Origin of the sequence: Pseudomonas fluorescens (genome assembly GCF_902497745.1) — a bacterium.
Taxonomy (GTDB): domain Bacteria; phylum Pseudomonadota; class Gammaproteobacteria; order Pseudomonadales; family Pseudomonadaceae; genus Aquipseudomonas; species Aquipseudomonas fluorescens_BM.
This window is the reverse complement of sequence record NZ_CABVHJ010000025.1, coordinates 30,443-54,027: the sequence shown is the minus strand read 5'-3', so window position 1 is coordinate 54,027 and position 23,585 is coordinate 30,443. Positions and strand designations below refer to the sequence as shown.

Genomic DNA, 23,585 nt, shown 5'->3' with positions numbered 1-23,585 from the left:
GCCCATGCTCGAGCCCACAGCACCGCCAAGGAAAGCACCGCTGGCCCCGCCGCTGGATACGCGGCATCAGGTCGAAACGCCGGAAGGCATCGACCTGCCGTTGCGGCCGGCCGGGCTGATGGTGCGTGCCGTGGCCTTCGCGATCGATCTGGCCATCCGCGGCGTGATCATGAGTATGCTGTTCATCGCCCTGGCGTTTCTCGGCAAGCTCGGCATGGGTCTTGGTTCGCTGCTGCTGTTTGCGATCAGCTGGTGGTACATGGTGCTGTTCGAAGTGCTGCGTCAGGGCCGCTCGCCGGGCAAACAATGGATGGGGCTGCGTGTGGTGCACGACGACGGCACACCGGTTGGCTGGTCGGCCTCGCTGCTGCGCAACTTGCTGCGCTTTGTCGATCTGCTGCCCTTCGGCTACTTCCTCGGCGCGCTCAGTTGCCTGCAACACCCGACCTTCAAACGCCTCGGCGACATCGCCGCCGGCACACTGGTGGTCTACAGCGAACGCCCGTTGACCCGACCGCAACTGCCTGATGCCGAACCCCGGCGCTCGCCGGTCACCCTGACTCTCGCAGAACAACGCGCCGTGCTTGGTTTTGCCGAGCGCCAAGGTGAATTATCGCCAGCGCGGGTCAATGAGCTGGCTGCCTTGCTCGCGCAACCACTGCACATTTCCGCGCCCAAAGCGGTCGTTGAACTCAACGGCATCGCCCGCGGTTTGTTGGGTACGTCATGAAGCAAAGCCTTTTCGAGACGCGTCACAAGGCCGAATGGGAGCGTTTTGCGCTGGCCCTCGAACGCCTCGAACGCGGTAAGGACACCTCGCAAGTCGGCGGTTTTCCCAAGGCCTATCGCAGGCTTTGCCAGCATCTGGCATTGGCCCAGGAGCGTGGCTACAGCAGTTTCCTCATTGATTCGTTGCAACAACACGTGCTGCGCGGGCATCAGCAGTTATACCGTCATCGCAGCCGCCTCGGCGCCAACCTGCTGAGTTTCATCCTTGCCGACTTTCCGCGTCTGGTACGCGCAGAGTGGCCGTTTGTGCTGGTCGCAGCTTTGCTGTTCTTCGGCAGCCTGATCAGCGTCGGCGTGTTGGTGTATGTGTTTCCCGAACTGGTCTACAACCTGATCCCCGCCGATCAGGTGCGTGAGATGCAAGGCATGTATGACCCGGTCGCCGGCCACCTCGGGCGCCCCGCCGAACGCGCGGCCAGCGAAGACTGGGTGATGTTCGGTTACTACGTGATGCACAACATCGGCATCGCCTTTCAGACCTTCGCCAGCGGTTTGCTGATGGGCGTGGGCAGTGCGTTCTTTCTGTTCTACAACGGCATGGTCATCGGCGCGGTCGCCGGGCATCTGAGCGAGATCGGTTTCGGCCAGACCTTCTGGCCATTCGTCATCGCTCATGGCGCCTTTGAACTCACCGCTATTGCCCTCGCCGGGGCGGCCGGCCTGGAACTCGGCTGGGCCCTGATCGCCCCCGGACGGCTGAGCCGCAGCGAAGCGCTGCAACGGGCGGCGCGCAAAAGCGTGTTGCTGGTCTGCGGCGTGATGTTGTTCCTGTTGATTGCCGCCTTCATCGAAGCCTATTGGTCATCGAAAACCAGTGTCACGCCACTGACCAAATATCTGGTTGGCGCCGGGCTATGGGCATTGGTCGCGCTCTATCTGTTGTTCGCCGGAAGGACACGCCATGCGCCTGAGTGACGCCACCGTGGTGATACGTCCGCGCACGTCATGGGAAGCCATGGACCTCGGCGTGCTGATGAGCCAGCAACATCGCCGTCTGCTGATGACCAGTTGGGCGATCGTCACGCTGCCGCTGTTCGCCTTGCTCAGCCTGTTGTTCTGGGATTCGCCGTCACTGGCGGTGTTTTTCTTCTGGTGGCTGAAACCGGCGTATGAACGCCTGCCGCTGTACATCCTGTCGAAAGCGCTGTTCGGCGAAACGCCGACACTTAAACAAGCCTTGCGCCAATGGCCGCGCCTGCTCAAACCGCAACTGCTGGCCAGCCTGACCTGGCGCCGCCTGAGTTTGAGCCGCAGCTTTCTGCTGCCAGTGGTGCAACTCGAAGGCCTCGACGGCAATGCTCGGCAACAACGCCTGCAGGTTCTGCTGCAACGCAACGCCGGCGCCGCGCAATGGCTGACCCTCATCGGCGTGCATCTGGAGAGCGCATTGTGGATCGGCCTGATGGTGTTGTTCTACATGCTGTTGCCGCAGCAGATCGAAACGGATTGGGACTGGCAGTCGCTGATATTCGCGGCGGATCACGATTGGCGCTGGCTCGAACACCTGACCAATGTTTTCTATGCGCTGGTGCTGGTGGTGTGGGAACCGATTTACGTCGCCTGTGGCTTCAGCCTTTATCTGAACCGCCGCACACAGCTGGAAGCATGGGATATCGAGCTGGTGTTCCGCCGCCTGCGTCAGCGCCTGAACAACAGTGTGTTGGGGTTGCTGCTGGCGGTCTGTCTGGTGCTGCCGAATGTGCCTTCAGCGTGGGCAACCGAGCCTGATGACAGTCCACAGGCAGCGCGACTGTTGAATCAGCCGCTCACCAGTCAGGCATCCCGGGACAGCATCAAGGCGTTGCTCGAACAACCGCCGTTCAAGAACAAGGAATACGTCACCCGCTATCGCTTCGGCGAAGACCCGGCGAAACCTGCCGAAGCGCAAACACCGGGTGAAGCGCCGCAGTGGCTGAAAACCCTGCTGGGCTGGCTCGACGGGCAACACCTCAATCTGCTGGCGAAGATCATTGAAGTGTTGTTGTGGGGCGCGGTCCTGGCAGCAATCGGCTGGCTGCTCTGGCGTTATCGCGAGTTTCTGCAAGCCTTCGTCAGCCGCCGTCCGAGGCTGCCTGCCAAGGCGAAACGAGCGTTGCCACAACAGGCGTTCGGTCTGGACTTGAACCGCGACACCTTGCCTGACGACATCGCTGCCAGCGCCGAACAACTGTGGCAAAGCCAACCCCGCGCAGCGTTGGGCCTGCTCTATCGAGGGCTGCTCAGCCATCTGCTCCACGATTTCGATCTGACCCTGAAGCCCGCCGACACCGAACTCCAGGTGCTCGCGCAAGTCGAGCAATTACAACGTCCCGAACTGCTCGCCTTCAGCCGCAATCTGACTGTCCACTGGCAGAACATGGCTTACGGTCATCGCGTACCGGCGGCGCCTCTGCAGCGGGAATTGTGTGATGGCTGGCGCGCCTTGTTCGGCCCCGGAGCCGTCCGATGAATCGCCGCACGGGGTGGTCGGTCGCTGCGTTGGTCGCGCTGCTGCTGGGCGCGTTGAGCATTTTCCTCTACCTCAAGGCCACGCCTTATCAGGAAGAAATCGATCACGGCCCTGCGCCTGCCGTGCAAGCCAATCCTTATCTGGCAGCCGAGCTGTTTTTGCGCGAACGCGGCCTGAATGTCGGCCATGCCGAAAGCCTCGCGGTGCTCCCCGACATTGATCCTCGCCGTCATACATTGCTGCTGTTCAACGACCGCTCGCAAATGACCCCGCGTCAGGTCGATCAGGTATTGAACTGGGCACGGGCCGGCGGGCGACTGGTGTTCGTCGCCGAATCGCTGTGGGATGAGCAGACGAAGCAGAGCAACGACCTGTTGCTCGACCGGGTGCAACTGCATCAATCCCTGAGCAAGGATCTGAAAGACTTGCCTGCAGACGTCGAACCAGAACGCTTTCCGAAACTGACCCGACTCTATCTGGAAGACGAAGACGCACCGGCCTACGCCGGCTTCGACACCGATTTCCATCTCGACGACCCGAAGAATCTGGCGCAAGCCTGGGCCAACAGCGCCAAGGCCACGCACATGATGCAACTGCCCTACAGACTCGGCTCGATCACCGTGGTCACCGATGCCGAATTGTGGAAGAACAAAAGCATCAGCCAATACGACAACGCCTGGCTGCTCTGGTATCTGAGCGCCGACACCGACGTGACCTTGATCTACAACACCGCGCACGATGGCCTGTTGACCTTGCTCTGGCGCTACTTCCCGCAAGCCATCGTTGCCCTGCTGGCGTTGATTGGTCTGTGGCTGTGGCATGTCGGTGTGCGCCACGGTCCACTTCAGATGCCGGCCCCGCGCGGGCGGCGACAGTTGCAGGAACACCTGCGCGCCAGCGCCGATTTCCTGTTGCGCCACAACGGCCAGCAGGCGCTGCTGCAAGCCCTGCAACAGGATGTACTGCGCCGCGCCCGCCGCCGCCATCCCGGCTTTGATCAATTGAACGTTGCCGAACAATGGCTGGCGTTGTCGCGCCTGACCCGGCAATCCACTCGCGCTATCAGCCAGGCCTTGAGCCCGGTGCCGAACCGGCGGATCTCCAGCGCCGATTTCTGCCGCCAGGTCGCCCACCTGCAAACCTTGAGGAACACGCTATGACCGAACAGATCGAGCCCGGCAGCGCCAGCCACGCCGCCCAGCAACGCCAGCGTGCCAGTCAGTTGGCGCAAGCGGTACGCGGCGAATTGCAGAAGGCCTTGATCGGCCAGAATCAGGTGATCGACGACGTGCTGACAGCGCTCATCGCCGGTGGCCACGTGCTGCTCGAAGGCGTGCCGGGGCTGGGCAAGACCTTGTTGGTACGTGCACTGGCCCGCTGCTTCGGAGGCGAATTCGCGCGAATTCAATTCACTCCGGATCTGATGCCCAGCGACGTCACCGGCCACGCGGTGTACGACTTGCAAACCGAGCAGTTCAAACTGCGCAAAGGCCCGTTGTTCACCAATCTGTTGCTGGCCGACGAGATCAACCGCGCCCCGGCGAAAACCCAGGCCGCCCTGCTCGAAGCGATGCAGGAGCGTCAGGTCACGCTCGAAGGTCGCGCCCTGCCGATCGCGCAACCGTTCATGGTCCTGGCCACGCAGAACCCGATCGAGCAGGAGGGCACCTATCCCCTGCCGGAAGCTGAGCTCGACCGGTTCATGCTCAAGGTGCGCATGGACTACCCTGACGCCGATCAGGAGCTGAACATGGTGCGCCAGGTCTGTCGTTCGACCCGCGCCGACATGCTCGATGTGCAGCCGTTGCGCACCGTGTTGCAAGCCAAGGATGTGCAAGCCTTGCAACGGATTGCCAGTGACTTGCCACTGGACGACCAGGTCCTCGACTACGCCGTGCGTCTGGCGCGCAGCACCCGCACCTGGCCGGGGCTGACCCTTGGCGCCGGACCACGCGCCTCGATTGCGTTGGTGCGTTGCGCCCGTGCCCGTGCGTTGTTGCGCGGCGGTGAGTTCGTGATTCCCGACGACATCAAGGGTTGCGCGCTGGCCGTGCTGCGTCATCGGGTGCGTATCGCCCCGGAGCTGGACATCGAAGGTTTGCAGGTCGATCAGGTGCTCCAGCAACTGCTCGACCAGATTGCGGCGCCGCGACTGTGAAACCCTCGCGCCTGCTGTTGATCTGGCTCGCCTTGCTGCTGGTCATCGGCATCGTTCTGGGTACATTGCGGGCGCTGGAAGTCGACATCCCTGCCAGCCTGATATCGATCAACTGGGGCCTGCTGCTGGCGCTGTTGGCCCTGGCGATACTGGATGCGTTGCGCCTGCAACGCCTGCCAACACCGCGCATCACACGGCAGATGCCCGGCAGTCTTGCGCTCGGCCGCTGGGGTGAAGTGCGCCTGGAAGTCGAACATGACTTCAGCGAGCCGATGCACATTCAACTGTTCGACCACCCGCCAGAAGGCTTGAGTTTCGAAAACCTGCCGCTGGCGACTCAATTGCAACCGGGTCAGCGCAGCCTGCTCGGCTATCGCCTGCGTCCGATCAAACGCGGGCATTTCAGTTTCGCCCACTGTGAAGTCAACCTGCCCAGCCCCTTGGGATTATGGTCAGGCAAACGCCTGCTCACTGTCAGCGACCAGACCCGCGTCTATCCCGACTTCGCCCGGCTCTACGGCGGTGAACTGCTGGCTGTGGACAACTGGCTCAGCCAGCTCGGCGTACGCCAGCGGCAACGTCGCGGTCAGGGTCTGGAATTTCACCAACTGCGCGAATTCCGTGAGGGCGACAGCCTGCGCCAGATCGACTGGAAAGCCACCGCGCGCCAGCGCACACCGATTGCCCGCGAGTATCAGGACGAGCGCGATCAGCAGATCATTTTCATGCTCGACTGCGGCCGGCGCATGCGCAGTCAGGACGATGAACTGTCGCACTTCGATCACGCACTCAATGCCTGTTTGCTGCTCAGTTATGTGGCATTGCGTCAGGGCGACGCCGTAGGCCTGAGCACCTTTGCCGGTGATCAGCGTTATGTGGCACCGGTCAAAGGCAGTGGGCAACTGAGTGTATTGCTCAATGCTGTTTATGACCTTCAAAGCACGCAACGGCCGGCCGACTACCAGGCAGCGGTGAACCAGCTGCTGGCCCGACAAAAACGCCGGGCACTGGTGGTGCTGGTGACCAACCTGCGTGATGAGGACGATGAGGAACTGCTGAGCGCGGTCAAACGCCTGAGTGCACAACACAGGGTGCTAGTGGCAAGTCTGCGCGAAGATACGCTCGATGTGTTGCGCAACACGCCGGTGCAAACGTTGCCCGAGGCAATGGCTTACTGCGGGGCGGTGAGTTATCTGAATGATCGGGGCGAACTCCATGAGCGGTTGAGTGCTCATGGAGTTGCTGTGGTGGATGTTCGGCCGATCGAGCTTGGGGACAATTTGCTGACCCATTACCTCGAACTCAAGAGAACGAGGGCATTTTGAAGGATGAAATGTCGTTAACAACCTGAGGAGGCATCGCTCGCTAGCAAATGAACTAGACCACGGTGCCGTCGTACCGGTTTGTGATACTCATTGCAATATGGTCCCCCGTCACAGTGATTACGTACTCGCCTTTCGAGTCGGTACGATAAAACTCGGGTGACGGAGAATGGTTTCGATAGACAGCCACTTCAACGTTTGGAGCCGGAATTTTCAAAAAATTGGAAGTGGCTCTGATTCCGTATTTCTCGTAAAAATATATGGGACCATCATGTATTTCTGACCACCGTTCAGCAGATACCAAGTGATGACCCAACGACATGGAAACAGGCAAAGTCGTACTCCACCAACCACGGGAATCGCTCAACCCCAAGGAAAATTGGCCGTTTTTAATACCATTACTGTCCAGAGACCAGCGGATGAACTCTGCACCAAGTGTCTGACTCAGCTTGGGGGTTACTTCGATCTCGAGAGTTTCCGGACTTTCACCCTCCCATACCAACGTCACCAGACTGCCCAGCAACGGACTGTCATTTTTTACCCGCACGAGGAAAGCATTGCTGGCACCAAGGCAGGGATAGGCCGTTCCGCCGAATGCTGTCAGGTTTCCGTTGCATTTCACTTCGATTTCTTCGTTTATTTCTGAGCGGGACAGGCGGCCGGACAACGGTCGATCTGGAAGCGCTGGACTGATCAAACGCCACGCAAAATCACCAACAGGCCCTATCATCTCGCTGGAGATCCCCCAACGAATGGGCTCTCCGTCCACTAAACGGAGCGTTCCCGGCTCAGGTTCAAATTTTATTCCCAACTCTTCTGCCTCAGTCAAAAAATCCAGTGCTATTTGTGCCCAACCAATCAGCCAACTGTGCTTTCTGACTCTGAGTTCCAGGTCATAAGTCAGCCCCCGCGATAACACCAGCTGTCCGTCCTCAAGACTCACCTCTTCGCCTTTGAGCCAAAGCGTGAACTCCTGCAGCCAGGTATCCGCGTTTGGAATCGCGGTAAACATCAGCGATTTGACCTCCCATCCGGCATAACCACCTTTGACAGTGGCGAGCAACCAACCCTCCCTGACCGGGGGAAGCCTGAACTTGACCTCGGCTTTGCCGGTAGCATCCGTTTTCGTCGAGGCAATCTTGATGCCCGGATATTCCCACTCCACCTCGACATCAACCAACGGTTCACCCGTCTGCGCGGAAATCACAATCACATGTGCTGAAACCTCCTGGCCCGGATGCCCACTGGGTTCTGCACTTTGCAGCGACTGGATTTCCCGCGGTTGATGCAGGAAATAAGGCAACGCAATCGACTCTGAATACAGGCTGTCGCCCACTGTGGCTGTCAATTGCACTGCACCAGGGGTCGTCGGTACAAACCGCACGCGTGCCACGCCGTAATAATTGGTGGTGGTTGTCACTTCGCCAAGATCCGGGCTGCGCCACGTCACAGTCACCCCGGCCATCGGCCTGCCGCTGATCACCGAGACCACTTCGACTTGCTCCGATACCTCAGCCCCCCAGAGCAATGTCTGGTTGACGCGCTGGCGTTCAGCGATTTTCAGCACGTGTTCACCCGGCCCCAGCGACATCGCAATGATGGGAGACAGGCGGGCCAGCCGAGTGGCGGCAAAGCGCAAGCCAAAACTTGCGTCCGTGGTGCCGTGCGCCTTGAACGCATAGGTCAGTCCAAGATTTGAAAAATATCGCGGATCACCCAGCCTTGGTTCCTCAAATTGCAAGCCCAGTGCTGCCGGTCCGGTGCCCGTCATTCCCAACGTCAGCTCCTTGCCCACCAAGGCACTGTCGCTCGGTGCGATGACGTTCAATACATGTTGGAGATTGTGCCGGGGGAAGTACGTTTGCGTACCCACCGGCTGTTCGTCCTGAAGGTCGAAACTCACCTTCAGCTCATCCCAGGGATCGCTTGCCAGCGCGTTGACCGTCATCGGACGATGCTCTTCAAAGCCGTCAAAGCGACTGAGTACGGTCGCGATCACCGACTGCTCGCCGGCTTCTTGCGGCTTGAATTCGAAACCGCTCCAGCCATCCACCGTCGTGTGGATTTCTCGCGGTTCGGCATCGATTGTCCAGCTTACGGGCGCCTGATCCACGGGCTTTTCAGTGTGAGGCGAGTAGACCTGCACCCACATCCACGCCGCATCCTGGTTCATGACCGGATCCACCGCCGATTCACGCCACGCCTCAATCCTGAGTTTGTTGTGGTCCAGCACCATCGGCTTGGCGACCGCTTCGAATTGCAAATGCGGCAAGACCAGCGCCAAGGCAAATTCGGCAGGTTTCTCGCTCCCTCCAAAGTCCAGCGTCCAGGTCGCACCGCCGTCGCTCAATGTCTGCGGATCATCCCAGCGCGGATCAACCTTCGCATTCAATGAGTCAGCGGATGCGCCCGTCCAGATCAGCGATGCCTCGAGCCCGACCAAGGGACTCAGTGCATGGGGTAAAACCTTGAAGCGGTGAACAGCCTTGAGACAGGGGTACAGACTGCGTTCGTCCAACGAGGACTGCACCTGATCGAGCATCAGCGTTACTTCCTCCTTCAGATCCTCGGCGAGCAGGCGTCCTGACAATTCACGTACACTCGGCAGATGTTCAAGGCGCAGTTCAAGCTCAAACAAACTGCTGTGACTGTCGGCTCTATCTGAAACAAGCTCCCACTGCACTCCTTGCGCTATCAACGGTTTGGATATTGTCAGGTCTGCAGGTTTCAATCCGATTCCAGGATCCGCGTTATTGCGCCAGTGCAGACTGATGTTCCGACCGAACCACTCACTGCCGGCAATGGGCAGGACTTTCAGCGTGTGGGTTTTACCACGCAGACAAAGCACACCAAGCGGATTGCCTTGCACATCGGTATCGTCGAGCCAGATGCTGACCTGGCTTTTCCAAGGGCTCGTGTCGATGGCCTTGACGCTGAAGTCATGCTCGGTCGATACCGCATCATCATGCGCCCGGAGAACAGCTTTGACAGTCTGTTCGCCGGCGGTCTTTGGCGTATACAGCAGACTCGCCCAACCACCGGATCCGGTGACATCGCGCACCGGTTCACCCTCCGGAATGATCCACTCGACCAACGCGTTGGTGACCGGATCACCGTCACCGCTAACCGTCTCATGCACGGCCTGCAGCCGCAGCAGCACACTTTCGGCTTCGTCCACAATCGGGTATCTGTTGGCTTCGCGCACCTCACCGATCCTGACCCGATTACGCGCCAGCGACATCGGTTTGGGAGGCGACGGCGACAACAGTTTCGAACAGACCAGCGACAGCTTGAAGGAACCGTCGCGCTTATCCTCACTGCTCAGTGTCCAGACCATATCGGCCCCGGTGCCTTTTATCGGAACCTCAAGCGCAGGGCTGACATCGACACCCAACTGCTCAGGGCTGTCGCCACTCCAGCGCAAAGAAAACCCGGTCTCCAACAATGGACTGCCAGACGGTAGCGGCAGGCGCACTCGCAGGTCATGGGAGGTGCCACGATTCGGATAACCTTGCGCGTCCCACGCCGTCTCGACACCTTCGACCACGGCCCGCAGGTCTTTCCAGGGGTCGTTGGCCAGTACCGGCACTTCGATATTTTCAGTCCATACTCCACTGGCGTAATAAAGACTTTCGACTGACGCGTCGATAACCGCCAGCCCCGCCTCCGTCGGCTCGAAGTCGTAGTAGGCCCAGCCCTGTTCATCGGTATTGGAAGCAGCTTTGACTGTGCCCCCCGCCACCGACCAGTTCACCGTGCAGCCCTCGATGGTCTGCGAGGTGTAGAAAGAAACAACTTGCACACCCAGTCGCACACATTGTTTTAGTCCCAGCACCGGGTAATACGGCGCTTCGCGTTTATCCTTGAAGACCAGACGGTGATGCCCCAGTGATATGCAGATCGGAAAGGCTTCAGCGCGGTACTGGTTATGCACGCTCAGCGAAAACTCGTAGGGCAGGGGAACATCGGGCTTATAAGGGACATGGATCGACCACGCTGACGTCAAAAGTTGATCGACGCCCCAATCGGGCTCCACTCGGACCGCCTCCTGCGGATTGCCGGTGCTGAGCAAAGCGGCTTTGGTACCCAGCCATGCATTGCCTGGCTCGGGCTCAAACGACAACTGGTGAGGCATGATCATCGGCAATGGGTTTTGTTCCTCGCCCAACCATGCTCCCACACACAGATACACCTTCTGTTCTGGCGTCAGGTGTTCTTGATCCAGACGCACCGCTTGCAGCTTCAAGTCATCCAGTTGCAGCTGGATGTCCAGGTGGGTAATGCAGATTTTCGAGTAACGATCATTCTCGTTATTCAGCGGGCTGTGAATCTCGATACGCAGCGTGTCATCGCGAGCGAACGCCCCTCCCAAAGGCAATATGTATTCTTTCAGCTCCAGCTCCAAGGGTCGCCCGGCTTCGCGATGGGCCTGGCCTTGGGCGTGGCCAAGCGGGTTGTGCGGTTTGAGCTCGATCTCGTGCAATTTCTCCTCACCCTTGAAGATGAACACCCAGCCCGATTTTTCGTGTCTCGTTTCGCACAAGAAACTCAACGTATAACGCGCGTCTTCACCGGGAGTCTGCGGTATCCACAAGTCCTGACTTGCCCGACCACCATTCTTGATGGCCATAAAGGACGTCTGGACGCCTTGCCACGACTCTCCCTCTCTGAAGACCGCCCCCCACGTATTCCACTGAGTCAGTCCTAGAAAAAACTTACCGTTACGAATCAGACTTTCGTTGGCGTAAACCCCTGGGTTACTCATGGCGGCTCGCTCCTTGACGTTGACGCTTTGCGCCAGCTGTTTTAGCCGTGGTGACCAAGTCTTCCACGTGTCGCCCGAAAGCAGGATCACCCGCTTTGGCCATGTAGTAGACGCGCACCACGACATCCGAAAGGGAGCGCAGCATTGCCGCCTGCGAATCTTGCGCGACCCAAGGGAAATTCAATCTCCAGCTGGAGACCGCGCCGGTATTTTCGAACGGATTGAGCAAGCCCTCATCAGGTTTCATTGCCGTCAGACCATTGTCGGCAATGCCCTTGGAAAGGACGATCTGTTGACCGCTGCGCAGGTTGAATTGCACCTCGACAGGAGCCCCACCGGCCTTAACGTCATGCAAGTACTTGACCGACTGTGACGTTGCCTTGGTGGCCGTCATGCTACCGAGCTGAACCAGAGTGGCGCGCACATCTTCGTAAGGCCCGGTGAGAACCGGCAGATCAATCTCTATCGCGCTGATCTGTCGGCAGTAATGTCCAGGATGATCGCGGTCGAACAGCAACTGTGTGAGTCTGAATTCCAGCGAGCCATTGGTTTGCAGATCCGTCAAAGCTTCCGCCCAGCTGTCAATACCCGGCTGAGGGTCAATTTCATCATCGAACAATTGGCGCAGCGAAACGGTCTTGACAAGCTCCAGCCGTCGCTCGTTGCGTTGCAGGTACTCTCTTTCCATACGCAGGAGGTACGCGCGCAAATGCTCGCCGGCCGTCAAACCATGACGCTGATCCAGCCAGAACTGCTGCAACGGCCACTGTGTTTCGTAATCACCGGTTTCGGCACTCAACGACGCCTGGGCACTGAAGCACAAACTGAGTACCGCATCGTAGGCCTGGTAATGCAACGCCTTGAGCTGACCGATCATCCAGCCGTACAGCTCAGCATTGGTCGCACGCTTTTGCAGAAAGTTGTACACCGCCAATGCCTGGCCGTTGGCCCGCAACGTTTGCGCCAGGCTGGAACGGGCAGCCTCCACCGCATGCCGTTGCGCCTCGATTTGTGCATTGATCGCACCGACCTCCGCCAGCGCCTGATCGCGTTGCAGCCCCCATTCATTCCGACGACGACGATAGCCTTCAGTGGTCGACTGTTTATCGGCATCGATTTGCAACAGCGACGAGGCGACTTCCAGTCCGAAACACACGGCATCGGCCACTTTTTCAATACGATGGCCGCCGTTGGCCAGGCCAAAAACGTTTGGCAACGCCGCCAGAACTGCCCCTACAGGCTTGATGACCTTTGCGGTCAACGCAAATACCTTCGACTGATCCAGGCTGGCCATAACCTGATATTCAACGGCCGACACGTTTTCGTCATAGCGCTGTGCATACGCATCAGCGCGCTGCTGTGCCACCGTACGACTCTGCTCAAGAGCCGTTACGCTCGCCTCCAGTTGCGCGATGGATTGCTCTTGTACTGTCTGTGCGTAGCTGCCCAGTTCCACCAGATGGTTTTGCTGCAGTTCTTCCTGCTCGGCGCGGTCACGACGCTCAAGCAGACTGAGCACCTGACTGCCGTAATCCTGCAGTGCTTGCACGGCCCGCAATGCGATCTCGAATGTAACGCGCCAACGGAATGCGTTGACCACCAACCGCCCTCCCAAAGGCCTCGGGCCGGCGGCACCGGCCGCCGCGAGATCGCGCAGCAATTGATTCGGATCAGTCGCCGGGCTGAACAAGGGAATGTCCAGAGGCTTGCCGTCCAGCGTGAGGTTGTTACGCAGGTTGTAAATGCGCTGCTGCGGCGCGGCAAACAGGTCGAGCAACGATTGATTGACGGGAATCTTGAATGGCCCGCAAGCCAATAGCCCAAGCATGGGCGCCGTATCCGAGCCGGACGGGATATCGGCCAGGCTGAAGTTGAATGTCTGTTCGAATGCTTCCAGAGCCGGACGCGTGCCACACTGCAACAGCAGGTTGCCGACCGTATCGGTTTGCCAATGACTCACCACCCGAGCATCAGGCGCCTTGCCCATCAGAAAGCCAGCCTGCACGTAACACAGTTTGGCCGCCACCAGGCTGTCTCGCGTCAGTTGGCGGTAATGCCAATCCCCCCACGCCATCAGATTTTTCACGTACTCGGTAAACATCAGTATTCTGAAGTGCACTGGCTTCGAATAGCCAATGGCATCCGGGTCGGCCGGAGCCAGCGCTTCACAACCGGCATTGCCTTGATCCATCCCCAAAGGTCGGCTGCGCCAATAGCGCGGTTTAGCCGGCAGCGAGGCGTCCTCTTTGATCGCCTGCGGGTCAAAAATGTAATGCAGCCACTGTTGCGCCTCAAGATAACGTTCCTCATCGCGCAGACGTACCGCCACAAGGTGCGCCAAATGAACAAACAACTCCCAGAAAAACAGCCCGTTGGCACCATCAAAAGCACCGTTTGGCTCGATGAAATCACTCCCTGTGGGCGGCGGTTCATGTATGAACTGGGTGTCCCAGTGCAACACCGCCTCCACCGAGATATTGGCGCGCCAGACCAGTTCCGGACCAAACAGCGAATTCAGACGGGTGTATTGCAACTTTAGCGACGATTGGTTGAATGAGAGAAACTGGGCGGCATCGACGGTGTTCTTCACCAGAGTGGGCGGGGTGAAATCCAGCAAACTGGCAACATTCAGTTTGAATTGCTTGACGCCGTACTCCCCGGCGTCGAGAGAGAAAGTGGTTTCCTTCGACCAGGTTCCTTTCGCCCGACTGAACTCCCCCCCAGCGTTCATGTACCAGTCACCTGCGATCGGTTGATCCGCAGTGACGTCTCGTGGGTCATCATTTGTTCGGATCAACAAGCTCAATGTAATGCTCTTCGTATCGATAGCCGACTGGCCCGTTGGCATACAAAATCCCTGCACCACCAGTACATCCTGACCCGCCGCACCGCTACCTTCACGTCGTGCCGTGACGCGCAACCCCAGAAACGGCGCCATCGTACCGCCTGTTACTACCCGGCTGACAATCTCAACCTGACTGGGCAGCCGATGCTGAACGGTCTCGGGGGTTTTGAAGCGTGTCTTCCAGGCTTTGTCCAGCCACGCGCCATCGTCATACGTCACGGGGCGCATCAGTACATCGTGAACCGTGCGCGCCGACACTTTCCGAGCGCCATAGACCCCTTCGAGCAGGATGCCCAGCACCCCTTTGCGCTCCACATGATCGGTGCGCACCGTCACCACCATGGCAGTCAAAGAAAACCGGGCACCTGCAGGACTACTCATCGGGTACGGGGAACTGTGCACAATCAACGGTGCCGACCATTGCCCGTTCTGCGTCATGAAAGCCAGATTGATATCCAGCTTGCCATCTATGAACTCGCCGTCGTCTTTACCAGCGACCGGGTCTCGCCACTCTGCCCAGACCAGACACAATCGGCCATTCCAGAACACCGGGCGTATGTCCAGAACCTGATTGGCGGGCTGGACGTCCATGGCTTGCCATTCGCTCCACGCCGCCGGGTTGACCGCCGTACAGGTCGGCGTCAGCTCGATCTGTGCCCTGCGCCAGAAATACTGGCACGGTTGCACACGCTGGCGCCCGATGAAGTAGTAATCGGCACGTTCAGGCGTATCTCCGTCCATGTAGCAACTGAGGACATCCAGATCGCAGGTTTGCTCGAACGTTTGCAAATATCCGCGTATCGCTGCCTGAACCGAATCCACACTCAAACGCGTTTGATTGAGGTCGTTTTCAAGTTTTTTGAACAGGCTGGTCTTGCCCAGGCGGACACACGGGTAGATGTAGTTTTCCGGGTAGAGACTGATCAGTTGTACTGCCGCCCAGTCCGGATAGTTGCTGTAGAGGTCCCACTGCGCCAGATGTTCTGCAGGCACCTGGTAATGGGTGAAACCCGGTTCCAGTTTGCGATGCACCGCGTTTATATACTGCTGTACGCAACTGATCGCTTCAGCGACCCATGAGCTTTGCCTGGCATAAGTGTCCAGTGGATCGATACGCAGCAATTCAAACAGATCTTCGGGCGTTTTCAGGAACGGGTACTTTTGCCTGTTGATCTTTCCAATGCAGTAATCGAGCAAAGCCGAACGACGTTTTTCCAGCAAATCACCGGTGGTGTTCAAATCCATGATCCGTGCTCCCTGGGACTAAATCCTGAGTCGAATGGCCGTGAGGCCACGCCGTTCATTGCCCGGCCTCATCGCCGGCAAAGGTGATGGGTTCGAAATAGGCTTCACTTCCGTTACCATCGGTACGCACGCTGAAGATGAATGTCCCGCCGGTGGGGCTGGAAACGACCACGCGCGTCTGCCCTTCCTGATTGGTGGATCCATCCGGTGGGCGGATGATCGCTTGATTGGCGTTCGCTGGCGCCCCGCTTACCGCGAACCATTTCAGAAATACGTCTTTCCCGAGGTTGCCGTATCTGTCTTCCGCCGTTGCGTAAAGCTCGACCTCCTGCCCTCGGGGAACAATCCCCAGCGGTATCGGGGATTTGAGCTCACCCGGGAATCCCATGCTCTGGGCATCAGAGACGATATCGATGGGGCCGGCAGGCTCGGGCTCGAACAAGTCCAGCCAGTACAAGACCTGGTCTGTTCCCATGACCTCGCCAGGCCTGTATTCAACCTCGACCTGACCCTTTATATCGGTTGCTTTGTTTCTCATGGTCCCTAATGTGGTCTGCCAGTAGACGTTGACACCCGAAAGGGGAATGTCAGCAGCATCTGTGACAGTCACTCTGTAGGTAGCTTTTTCACCCGGTTTTTTAGCAATCAAACTGTTGCTGTCGATGATTTGAGACCTGGTTTTGACCAATGCCTTGAGGTCTCCCGGTGCATGCACCAGTGGTGCCTGCGCTCGGGACTCGTTCAGCAAGGCAAGCTCAGCTGCTTTGGCATAGGCCTCCTTGTCAACCGTCTCAGGCAGATTGCCGATCTGGAAAATCGTCGAGGCGTCCATGCCGGTTTTGCCTGACAGCACGCGTACGCGCATCAACAGATCGAGTTCGATGAGATCTCCGAGCACCAGATTTCCAGACTTGTCGATAAGCTTCAGACTGTCGCGCACGTCCTGCGTGCTCCAACCGAAAAACTCGGCCAGTCTGATGGCCGAAGCCTGTTGCGCCAGCCTCAGTCCATTCCCTGTGACCTCAGGCAGGGCATTGACCTGGCGCAGGTAATCCAGCAGCTTTTGTGGCGGTTGCCGGCCAAGATCGAAAGCGCGCGTCAGCGTGCTCAAGTAGTACAGAGTGCGCACCGAGAGTTCAGGCTCGGCGTTCGGGTCCTTGCCAAACCAGACCTTGTGGCCGTAATCCAGGTAGTCCTGCAATAACTCGGCACTGAGGTTCAGTGTCATGGCCACTTCACTGCGCCGCCGCACTTCGGCCAATAAATCGAACAATGGACCGCCAGCGTCACGACGTCCCTGTGCAATATGGGAAACCACCTGATCCAGCAAAAAGTGAGTCGTTGCCTTCGCCCAACTCAATATCGGTATGGTGTGCCCGGCCGGGATGCCGGCATAGACGGCCAACGTCTCCTTCAACAGTGATACCTGAGCATCCCGGGCCTGCAATATCACTGCGAGCATGGTGTTCAAGAGGGAGTCATGCACAGACTTATCGAGCCCACCAAAAGCATTTTCCACAACCCACAGGAGTTTCGAGCGCGCGAAAGCCTCGTACTCCTCTAGCGTTCCGGCGTAGGGCAACACCAGCCCGTAATGATCAACGAGCCCGCGCCCATCCCTGATGGTCGACAGGAAGTCCATCAGGGAGGCCGAGCCAATAGAAGGAACGCCTGCCGACAAAAAGGCATCATTGGACAGCCGCGCAGCTGGCAGGAGGTTAGTGATCTGATCGAAAAACTGCAGGTCCGACTCGCTCGCAATGCTTACACGCTGCGGTACGGCAATGTGTTGCAACACCCAGAGCACCGGCAGATTGCTTTGCTCGCACCATTGCACACAGGTGTCCATGGCTTCGACCAGACTGAGCACATCCGGTTTGCTGCTCGCCGAGGCGTTGATCAACGGCACGCCCGCCAAACCGTCAAGCCATTGCTGCCCGCCCAACAACGTCAGCATCAATACACCTTCGACCGGTGTCATGTTAAACAGCCGTGGCAGTATGACCAGGCGACAGAAACTGGAAACGATCGCCGGGGTGAGTAGCAAGGTGTCTTCACGCTTGTATGCGCCGGCGACCGCCAGCGCCAGATAATGATAGGTCTGCAGATCGATGCCCAAGCCATTGCACAGCTGACTGATCGTCAGATCGGCCTCACCGGGTACCGGCGTCACCGGGAATAATCCTTCACCGAGCTTCAAGGGTTCGCGATATGCCCCCTGACCATTGAAGATCTGATCGAATTGCGAAAGGGTTTCGCCACGACCATAGATCGACAATTGGTCAACAATGACAGCGAAATCCGCCGCCGTGCAGCGATAGCGTTCGCGCAAATGCTGGAACAACCCCAGGGCATGCACGACGTTGGCCGATATCTTCCATGTCGGCGCACTGTCAGTGCTACGAGCTTCAGCTCTGATTGCCGCCGACAACAGAGTATCCACCTGGTCGCTTGGCAACTCGAGCCAGTTGTCCAGGCGCAGTTTGCGGTTCATCCGGTCGATTGCAGTCAGACCTGCCTGGGTCTCGGGTTGAATTGTCAGCCTGTTGAGAAAACCCTGTTCTGCGTAGTTGATCCGGATACCGGGGTGCACATTGGCGTTGATATAAACGGAGCCAGAACGCGCACTTTCCGCAAATACGTCCGGATCTTCGACATAGTCGATGTTCGCCGAGCGCACCGGTGCAAAATCCCCCACCGATAACAACCGTTCGATCTCCACTGCTCCGAGTTTGGTTGCTTCACCAAAATAACTGACTTGATTGAGGTTCGCCCAGGAGGGCCGGACAGTATCGAAGTTGTCTCGATAAAACTCGTCAGCATGCGAAAGAGCGTACATAGGCTCAGTCAGCAGATTTCGCTGATACGGGCCGAGCCGCGAGGCATGCGCCAGCGCCCGAGTGTTACGGGCAGCACTGACAACCGACGGCAGGAAATAGGGGTAGGACAGATCGATGGTGCGGCCGAAATCCCCCACCGAAAGCCCTTTGGAGCGCGCCACACCGTCAATCGTGACCCAATGCTGATAGTAAGGCAGGCCATTGGGATAGCGCGCGGTGATCAAGGCATCTTCGATCGACCCTGGTTGCTCTGCCGTGATGAATTTCTCCAGCACCGCAATGATAATGTCGACCGAAGACACTGCCTGATGCACCGCTGGCCCGTCGACAGACAGCAACTTCAAGTCGGTACGGCGGTCATGCAGCAGGAGCTTTTCTTCCGCGTCACCATTTGGCTCGATACGCAGTAGAACCCAGCGCAGCAGATCGATCAGGTATGCCACGGGCGAGATGCATGATTCCAACGCCTCGGGAGGGCACATGTCATCGAATGGGGTTCCGAAGATAAGCTCGTATTTCGGGCCATCAACCATCGACAGCAACCCGCTCGACGGATCGGTCTGTGTGGTTTTATCGCCCTTCAAAGTGTGCTCGATAAACTCACGCCGGATATACGTGACATAACTGTTGGCCCGCCGGATGAGCTGTTGGGCGTCGCCCACACTGAGCTGGTGCTCACTGACCAAGGCCTGAGCGCCTTTTTCCACCAGCGGAAAAATCGAACCGCCCTGCTCAAGATAGGACCTCAGCTTCCCCAGCCCGGCGTCTTCTGCGATCTGTGCTTCGCCAAATATTTGCTCGAACATTTGCACAACGGGGCGGGACGCAGCAGTCATGATCCATATCCTTGAGACGATAGCGGGTTCCGGCAATCTGACGTCACCATCAGATTGCCGGTCGGTGTGTAAGGATTTAGCGCTTTTGAGTGACATCCGCCTACTGTCAGATCTGACAGTATTCATGACCACTCATCGGGAAATAGGGTTATGAGCGTTTCGAAGAACCAGGCTCGACCTCAAAACGCTTGCTATCAACCCAGTCAGAGCCTTTCTCAGCATCGTTGAGGCTTTGCCTGAATCGAGACCATTGCCCTCCCGTCATCAGTGACGGTCCGGCCTGCGCTTGCCAGCCATTCAAGGGATCGACGGGAATGTTCGCGGTCAATACCAGATCCGGGTTGAACCAGCTCACGACTGCTCCGACGCCTTGGCGACCGTTGCCTGCCAGGGACACCGGGTTAGCCACCCAACTCCCCGGTGCCGGCACCTCAATGGTGGGCAAGTAAGTGCCCAGCACAATCGGGCGCGTCGCCGGCTCCGATTCGAATTCGCCGAGCGCCGAGACCACCTCCAGCAAAGAATCGCCACCAGGCTGGTCGAGTTCCAGCCTCACCCACCAAGTGCGATCGGCCCTCACAGGCGCACTTTGCTGTGTACTGCCCACCTTGACCGTGACTGTGTCGCCCGACACACCGAAACCGGACACCACCAATACCCGCCCGGCATGATCATCTGTCGTCGGGGTTTCGATATCGGGTGCTTTCGGGACGACCTGATAGGTCACCCGATCACTGTCCCTCGACGTTTGAGGGTCACCGTCATTGTCGTAAATTTGCAGGGCCCAGATGGTTTTATGACCCACCGGCAAGGTCACCTCGGCCTTCCAGATGCCCGAACTATTTACATCCGCTTCGGTGAGTGGCGCAGAATTATCGCCGAGCATCCACACCTCGACCCGTGCGGACGGCATACCCTTCCCGGAGAGCTCCGAAGTGCGTGGCAACTTTTGTCCGCCGTTCGGCGAGGTAATCTCCGGAGGGGGTACAACCGCCTTGAATATGCGTCGCTCACTTCGCTTGAAAGGCCGCGCGTAGATGGTTTGCTCAGCCTGGATGACATGCTCATCAAACGTCAGCCCCGTGAGGGCGATTGACCATTCGCCATCAGTGGGCACGAGTTGTTCTTCAGTCAGATACTTGCGGAATCGATCATCCCACAATCGCATCATGGCACCCTTCATGCCGCCCGTGCCGGTGACGGATATGTCACGGGGTACTTCACTGCCTTCCAGCGGATAAGTGATGACCGGTTTTTCTATCACTGGATAAACCGTGAAAGTCTTGTCCACTTTCGGTGAATCCAGCCCTGCGGCAATCTGCTGCACTTCGATCTTGTGAGAGATATTCTCGCTAAAAGGGGTGGGTCGCTGAAACGTCCAGACCTCTGCAACGACAGTCACTTCATACGTCTTTGAATCACCGCTGAATTTGATGCGCACCTTGGCTCCCGACCAACCGGTGCCGCTGAATACCGGGGAAAGACCGTCTTCGGAAGGTACGTTGAGTCCGGGCGCCAAGGGAGGAATAGTGACTTTGAGGACGCACCAGGTGGGAGACCACTGACCATTCAAAATTTGTTTGATGTGGACTTCCCGATCGTTTGAAGGTCCCCACTCTGCCGATGCTAAGGTTGACCATTCATCACCGACAACAACCTTCTCTGGCGCGGCCAGGTATGGACTGTTGGGATAACGAACGTGCACCGTGGCGCCATTGAAACCTTTGCCCCTGAAGATCGGCCGGTATTCCACGGTGTGCTCCAAACCGCTGACATCAGGCAGCGCTTTGTTCAGAGTGAATTGCAGGGGCAGTGAGTCGATCCAGCCGCCGGCGCCATCGGACAGCCTCTGAACAATGGTCAGCGTGTATGTACCCACCGGCCAGTTCGTCGCGATGGTTTCCCATGTGCCATTCGCCACCACAGCAGAGGGCGGGGGTGTTGTAATCGGGCCACTGTCGACAGTGATCTGCACTGTGGCGCGGTCATGCCCCGCTCCAGCGAATTTTACTGTGGTGGCAGTGGGATAGGTGACGACAGGGGCGGTCAACTTTGGCGGGCGGATTTTGAAGGCGCGGGCAGCGCTGGGCGTGGATGGAATGCCATCCACTTCCTGCACCGCTACGAGTGACAGCACTCCTGGGTCCAGGCCTGTCAGTGCTGCGTTCCAAATTCCGGCCGCCGCGCCGGGAATACTGATCAACGGCGGATCGCCGGCCAGATCCTTGAAAATCTTGATGGTCGCGTTTGCCACCGCGCCATTCCCGGTAAGGGTGAACGATGTGTTTTGTAGGCTTGCTGCAGGAGGCCCGGAGATCAGCAGCACGGGATGCCGAATATGCAGCGTCAGCGGTTCGCTACGGCCGGAGCGGATGTTATTGAAAATCTGTTCGACGACCAGACTGAGCTTACCCGACGGCACTCCAGTGAGCGGAATACTCCAGGCACCATTGCCCGCGGGCACGGTGTCCCAGCCATAAAGCGGAGTGTTGCCCACGGGGGGCAGAACCTCCAGCCGGGCGCCGGGCGCACCGTTGTTACCTTCCAACAGGAAAGACTGTTCGTGTAATGAAGACGGTAGTGGTTTCAGGATATTGGGCGGGCCCAGGAAAACAAAATCGTAGTTTGGGCCTTCTACAGAAAGGATATCGTACACACGCTGACGAGCAACAAGTGTATACCTGCCAGATGCCTCAAAAACATAGTCACTAGTATCACTCCATCTGCCATCCAAGTCATCATCGGACACCTCAAGCACCTTCGTATCCGTATTCTTTATATATACCTCAACTATTGCACCATATATTGCCTTTTCACCACTGATACGTGGACGCCGCCCACTACCGACTGAAGTAATTACCGGACCAGACCACATCACCGCGAAAGGGTGGGAAATCGAGTCCAGGCCATTGACATAACCGTTGACTGTACACTTAACATAAACAAGTTTAATACCTTCAGTAAAACTTGCCACGATCTTGAATAAACCTTTATCGGAAACCGCTATTCTGGAACTACACGGCTCGCCTGTAGAAAGAAACAACTGCACCTCCGCGCCTGGAGCGGCAGAGCCTTCAATTATTACAACATTCGATGTATAAACTTTGAATTTCTCTGAACTGATAACCGGAGGTTCCATTAAGAAAAACGTACCAGAATCGAACCAACCGCTCCACCAATTATTGATTCTGTACTGGTAGTGAAGATAGTTGGCCCCAACTTTTCGAGGCCCTAATTCATACCATAAATGTATTGGATCTTTAATTACTTGCCCTGGCGTCGTCCAACGATGATGTTTACCATAGTAATTACCAGTAGCACCATCGTAAATATGTGCCTCTATTGCGTGCACATCGCCAATTGCTGGCGCAATAAAATCTTCCTTAATGTCAAGTACATGTCTTGATATCGGTTTGCGAAATTCCTTGATGGGAACAAGAATACTTGGAGTTTCCTCCCGCCCAGGTTTTGCGAGCTCTTTATTTCCATTATCAAGTTGCTCACCGGCCGCTTTATCGTCGTCGTTCAGTTCATTTTCCATGACACGGTGCCTCAATGAATGGATGCAAGAGCTGCCGCTGCAATTAAATCGACTGCCTTAAAATCCGACACCTGTAAATTCTGACAGTCCCGACGAGCGGTAATCTTTCCAATAGGCTGATGCCCTTTGACGTGAACAACAGCAGCGGGCGCGCTGTTGCGTCTACATCGCTGGGAACTCGCCGGCATGTTGAAGATGCTCGCAACGTGATCCGTCGCGTCGCCAATCAGTGGTCGATTTAGTGGCCTGTGAGTGACACGAAGGAGCGCTAGCGTCAAATAGCCGTGTAGTCCCCACGACGGCGGCTGTGCGCAGGGCAGCACTGAGCACAGCCCTATCGAAGCTTTTCGCGCTATCGAATCAAGCCGAAGCCGGCAACGATTGAAAACTGAAATACTGCTGCAACGCCTGCACCAACTGGCCAAATTCCGGCGGTGGTTGTATCAGGATGAACCCGGCGTCGTAATGCAGCGGCGTGGCGTCTTCATGGCACCACACGCAACACGCGGTGAAGTCGATGACTTGCTGGCAGCCATCGCTGGCGGGGATTTTCAGGCGTAACTGGAAGTCCACCCCGATCATCATCGGCAACTGGCTGATCAGCATCAGCCCGTCTTCGGAGACGTTGCCCAGAAAGCCGATCGGTTTGTCGGTGACGGTATTGAACACTCTGAGGAAATACGGCAGCTGATGCCGTTCGATCCGGCGGTCGGTAAACATGCGCAGTTCGCCATGCAAGGCTCCATCACAGAGCCGCACCTTTGCTTCGGAACGTGCCTGTATCGCAGGCCCGCT

11 protein-coding genes are annotated in these 23,585 nt (G+C 57.7%); 6 read left to right on the top strand and 5 right to left on the bottom strand.

What is annotated here, in order from left to right; all coding sequences use genetic code 11:
* Window positions 1-4: 4 nt before the first annotated feature.
* From F8N44_RS27770 to F8N44_RS27745, 6 genes are read left to right on the top strand one after another with little or no spacing between them, the layout of a single operon-like run.
* Window positions 5-730, top strand: coding sequence for an RDD family protein (locus tag F8N44_RS27770; protein WP_150652571.1), 726 nt, complete (start codon window positions 5-7; stop codon window positions 728-730).
* Window positions 727-1,704 carry a stage II sporulation protein M gene (locus F8N44_RS27765; RefSeq protein WP_150652570.1) on the top strand — a complete coding sequence of 326 codons (978 nt, stop codon included), beginning with the start codon at window positions 727-729 and terminating at the stop codon, window positions 1,702-1,704. The genes F8N44_RS27770 and F8N44_RS27765 overlap by 4 nt, the downstream gene beginning before the upstream one ends.
* Complete coding sequence (locus tag F8N44_RS27760; protein WP_150652569.1) at window positions 1,691-3,238, top strand: DUF4129 domain-containing protein; 1,548 nt, start codon at window positions 1,691-1,693, stop codon at window positions 3,236-3,238. The genes F8N44_RS27765 and F8N44_RS27760 overlap by 14 nt, the downstream gene beginning before the upstream one ends.
* Window positions 3,235-4,398 (top strand): DUF4350 domain-containing protein, encoded by a 1,164-nt coding sequence (locus tag F8N44_RS27755; protein WP_150652568.1) that lies wholly within the window; start codon window positions 3,235-3,237, stop codon window positions 4,396-4,398. The genes F8N44_RS27760 and F8N44_RS27755 overlap by 4 nt, the downstream gene beginning before the upstream one ends.
* The gene (locus tag F8N44_RS27750; RefSeq protein WP_141126337.1) at window positions 4,395-5,396 is read left to right on the top strand and encodes an AAA family ATPase; all 1,002 of its coding nucleotides are present in this window, start codon (window positions 4,395-4,397) and stop codon (window positions 5,394-5,396) included. The genes F8N44_RS27755 and F8N44_RS27750 overlap by 4 nt, the downstream gene beginning before the upstream one ends.
* Entirely contained in the window at window positions 5,393-6,721 is a 1,329-nt protein-coding gene (locus tag F8N44_RS27745) for a DUF58 domain-containing protein (protein ID WP_150652567.1), read from the top strand. The genes F8N44_RS27750 and F8N44_RS27745 overlap by 4 nt, the downstream gene beginning before the upstream one ends.
* A gap of 52 nt (window positions 6,722-6,773) precedes the next feature.
* Here F8N44_RS27745 and F8N44_RS27740 read toward each other — a convergent pair whose 3' ends face one another.
* The 5 genes from F8N44_RS27740 to F8N44_RS27720 all read right to left on the bottom strand — a co-directional run bounded on the left by F8N44_RS27740 (window position 6,774) and on the right by F8N44_RS27720 (window position 23,510).
* Complete coding sequence (locus F8N44_RS27740; RefSeq protein ID WP_150652566.1) at window positions 6,774-11,483, bottom strand: hypothetical protein; 4,710 nt, start codon at window positions 11,481-11,483, stop codon at window positions 6,774-6,776.
* Entirely contained in the window at window positions 11,476-15,573 is a 4,098-nt protein-coding gene (locus F8N44_RS27735) for a neuraminidase-like domain-containing protein (protein WP_150652565.1), read from the bottom strand. The genes F8N44_RS27740 and F8N44_RS27735 overlap by 8 nt, the downstream gene beginning before the upstream one ends.
* Window positions 15,574-15,628: 55 nt before the next feature.
* Window positions 15,629-19,249: a Tc toxin subunit A gene (locus F8N44_RS27730; RefSeq protein ID WP_150652564.1), complete on the bottom strand. Its 3,621-nt coding sequence runs from the start codon at window positions 19,247-19,249 to the stop codon at window positions 15,629-15,631.
* Between the two features lie 148 nt (window positions 19,250-19,397).
* A complete protein-coding gene (locus F8N44_RS27725) occupies window positions 19,398-22,790 on the bottom strand; it encodes a hypothetical protein (protein ID WP_150652563.1) in 3,393 nt (1,130 codons plus the stop codon).
* A 360-nt stretch (window positions 22,791-23,150) separates the two neighbouring features.
* Window positions 23,151-23,510 (bottom strand): PilZ domain-containing protein, encoded by a 360-nt coding sequence (locus F8N44_RS27720; RefSeq protein ID WP_150652562.1) that lies wholly within the window; start codon window positions 23,508-23,510, stop codon window positions 23,151-23,153.
* Window positions 23,511-23,585: the final 75 nt, after the last annotated feature.

What these genes read in the sequence shown, in the direction of transcription:
- F8N44_RS27770 (WP_150652571.1), top strand. Translation starts at nt 5, where the DNA reads ATGCTCGAGCCCACAGCACCGCCAAGGAAAGCACCGCTGGCCCCGCCG.
- F8N44_RS27765 (WP_150652570.1), top strand. Translation starts at nt 727, where the DNA reads ATGAAGCAAAGCCTTTTCGAGACGCGTCACAAGGCCGAATGGGAGCGT.
- F8N44_RS27760 (WP_150652569.1), top strand. Translation starts at nt 1,691, where the DNA reads ATGCGCCTGAGTGACGCCACCGTGGTGATACGTCCGCGCACGTCATGG.
- F8N44_RS27755 (WP_150652568.1), top strand. Translation starts at nt 3,235, where the DNA reads ATGAATCGCCGCACGGGGTGGTCGGTCGCTGCGTTGGTCGCGCTGCTG.
- F8N44_RS27750 (WP_141126337.1), top strand. Translation starts at nt 4,395, where the DNA reads ATGACCGAACAGATCGAGCCCGGCAGCGCCAGCCACGCCGCCCAGCAA.
- F8N44_RS27740 (WP_150652566.1), bottom strand. Translation starts at nt 11,483, where the DNA reads ATGAGTAACCCAGGGGTTTACGCCAACGAAAGTCTGATTCGTAACGGT.
- F8N44_RS27735 (WP_150652565.1), bottom strand. Translation starts at nt 15,573, where the DNA reads ATGGATTTGAACACCACCGGTGATTTGCTGGAAAAACGTCGTTCGGCT.
- F8N44_RS27730 (WP_150652564.1), bottom strand. Translation starts at nt 19,249, where the DNA reads ATGACTGCTGCGTCCCGCCCCGTTGTGCAAATGTTCGAGCAAATATTT.
- F8N44_RS27725 (WP_150652563.1), bottom strand. Translation starts at nt 22,790, where the DNA reads ATGGAAAATGAACTGAACGACGACGATAAAGCGGCCGGTGAGCAACTT.
- F8N44_RS27720 (WP_150652562.1), bottom strand. Translation starts at nt 23,510, where the DNA reads ATGTTTACCGACCGCCGGATCGAACGGCATCAGCTGCCGTATTTCCTC.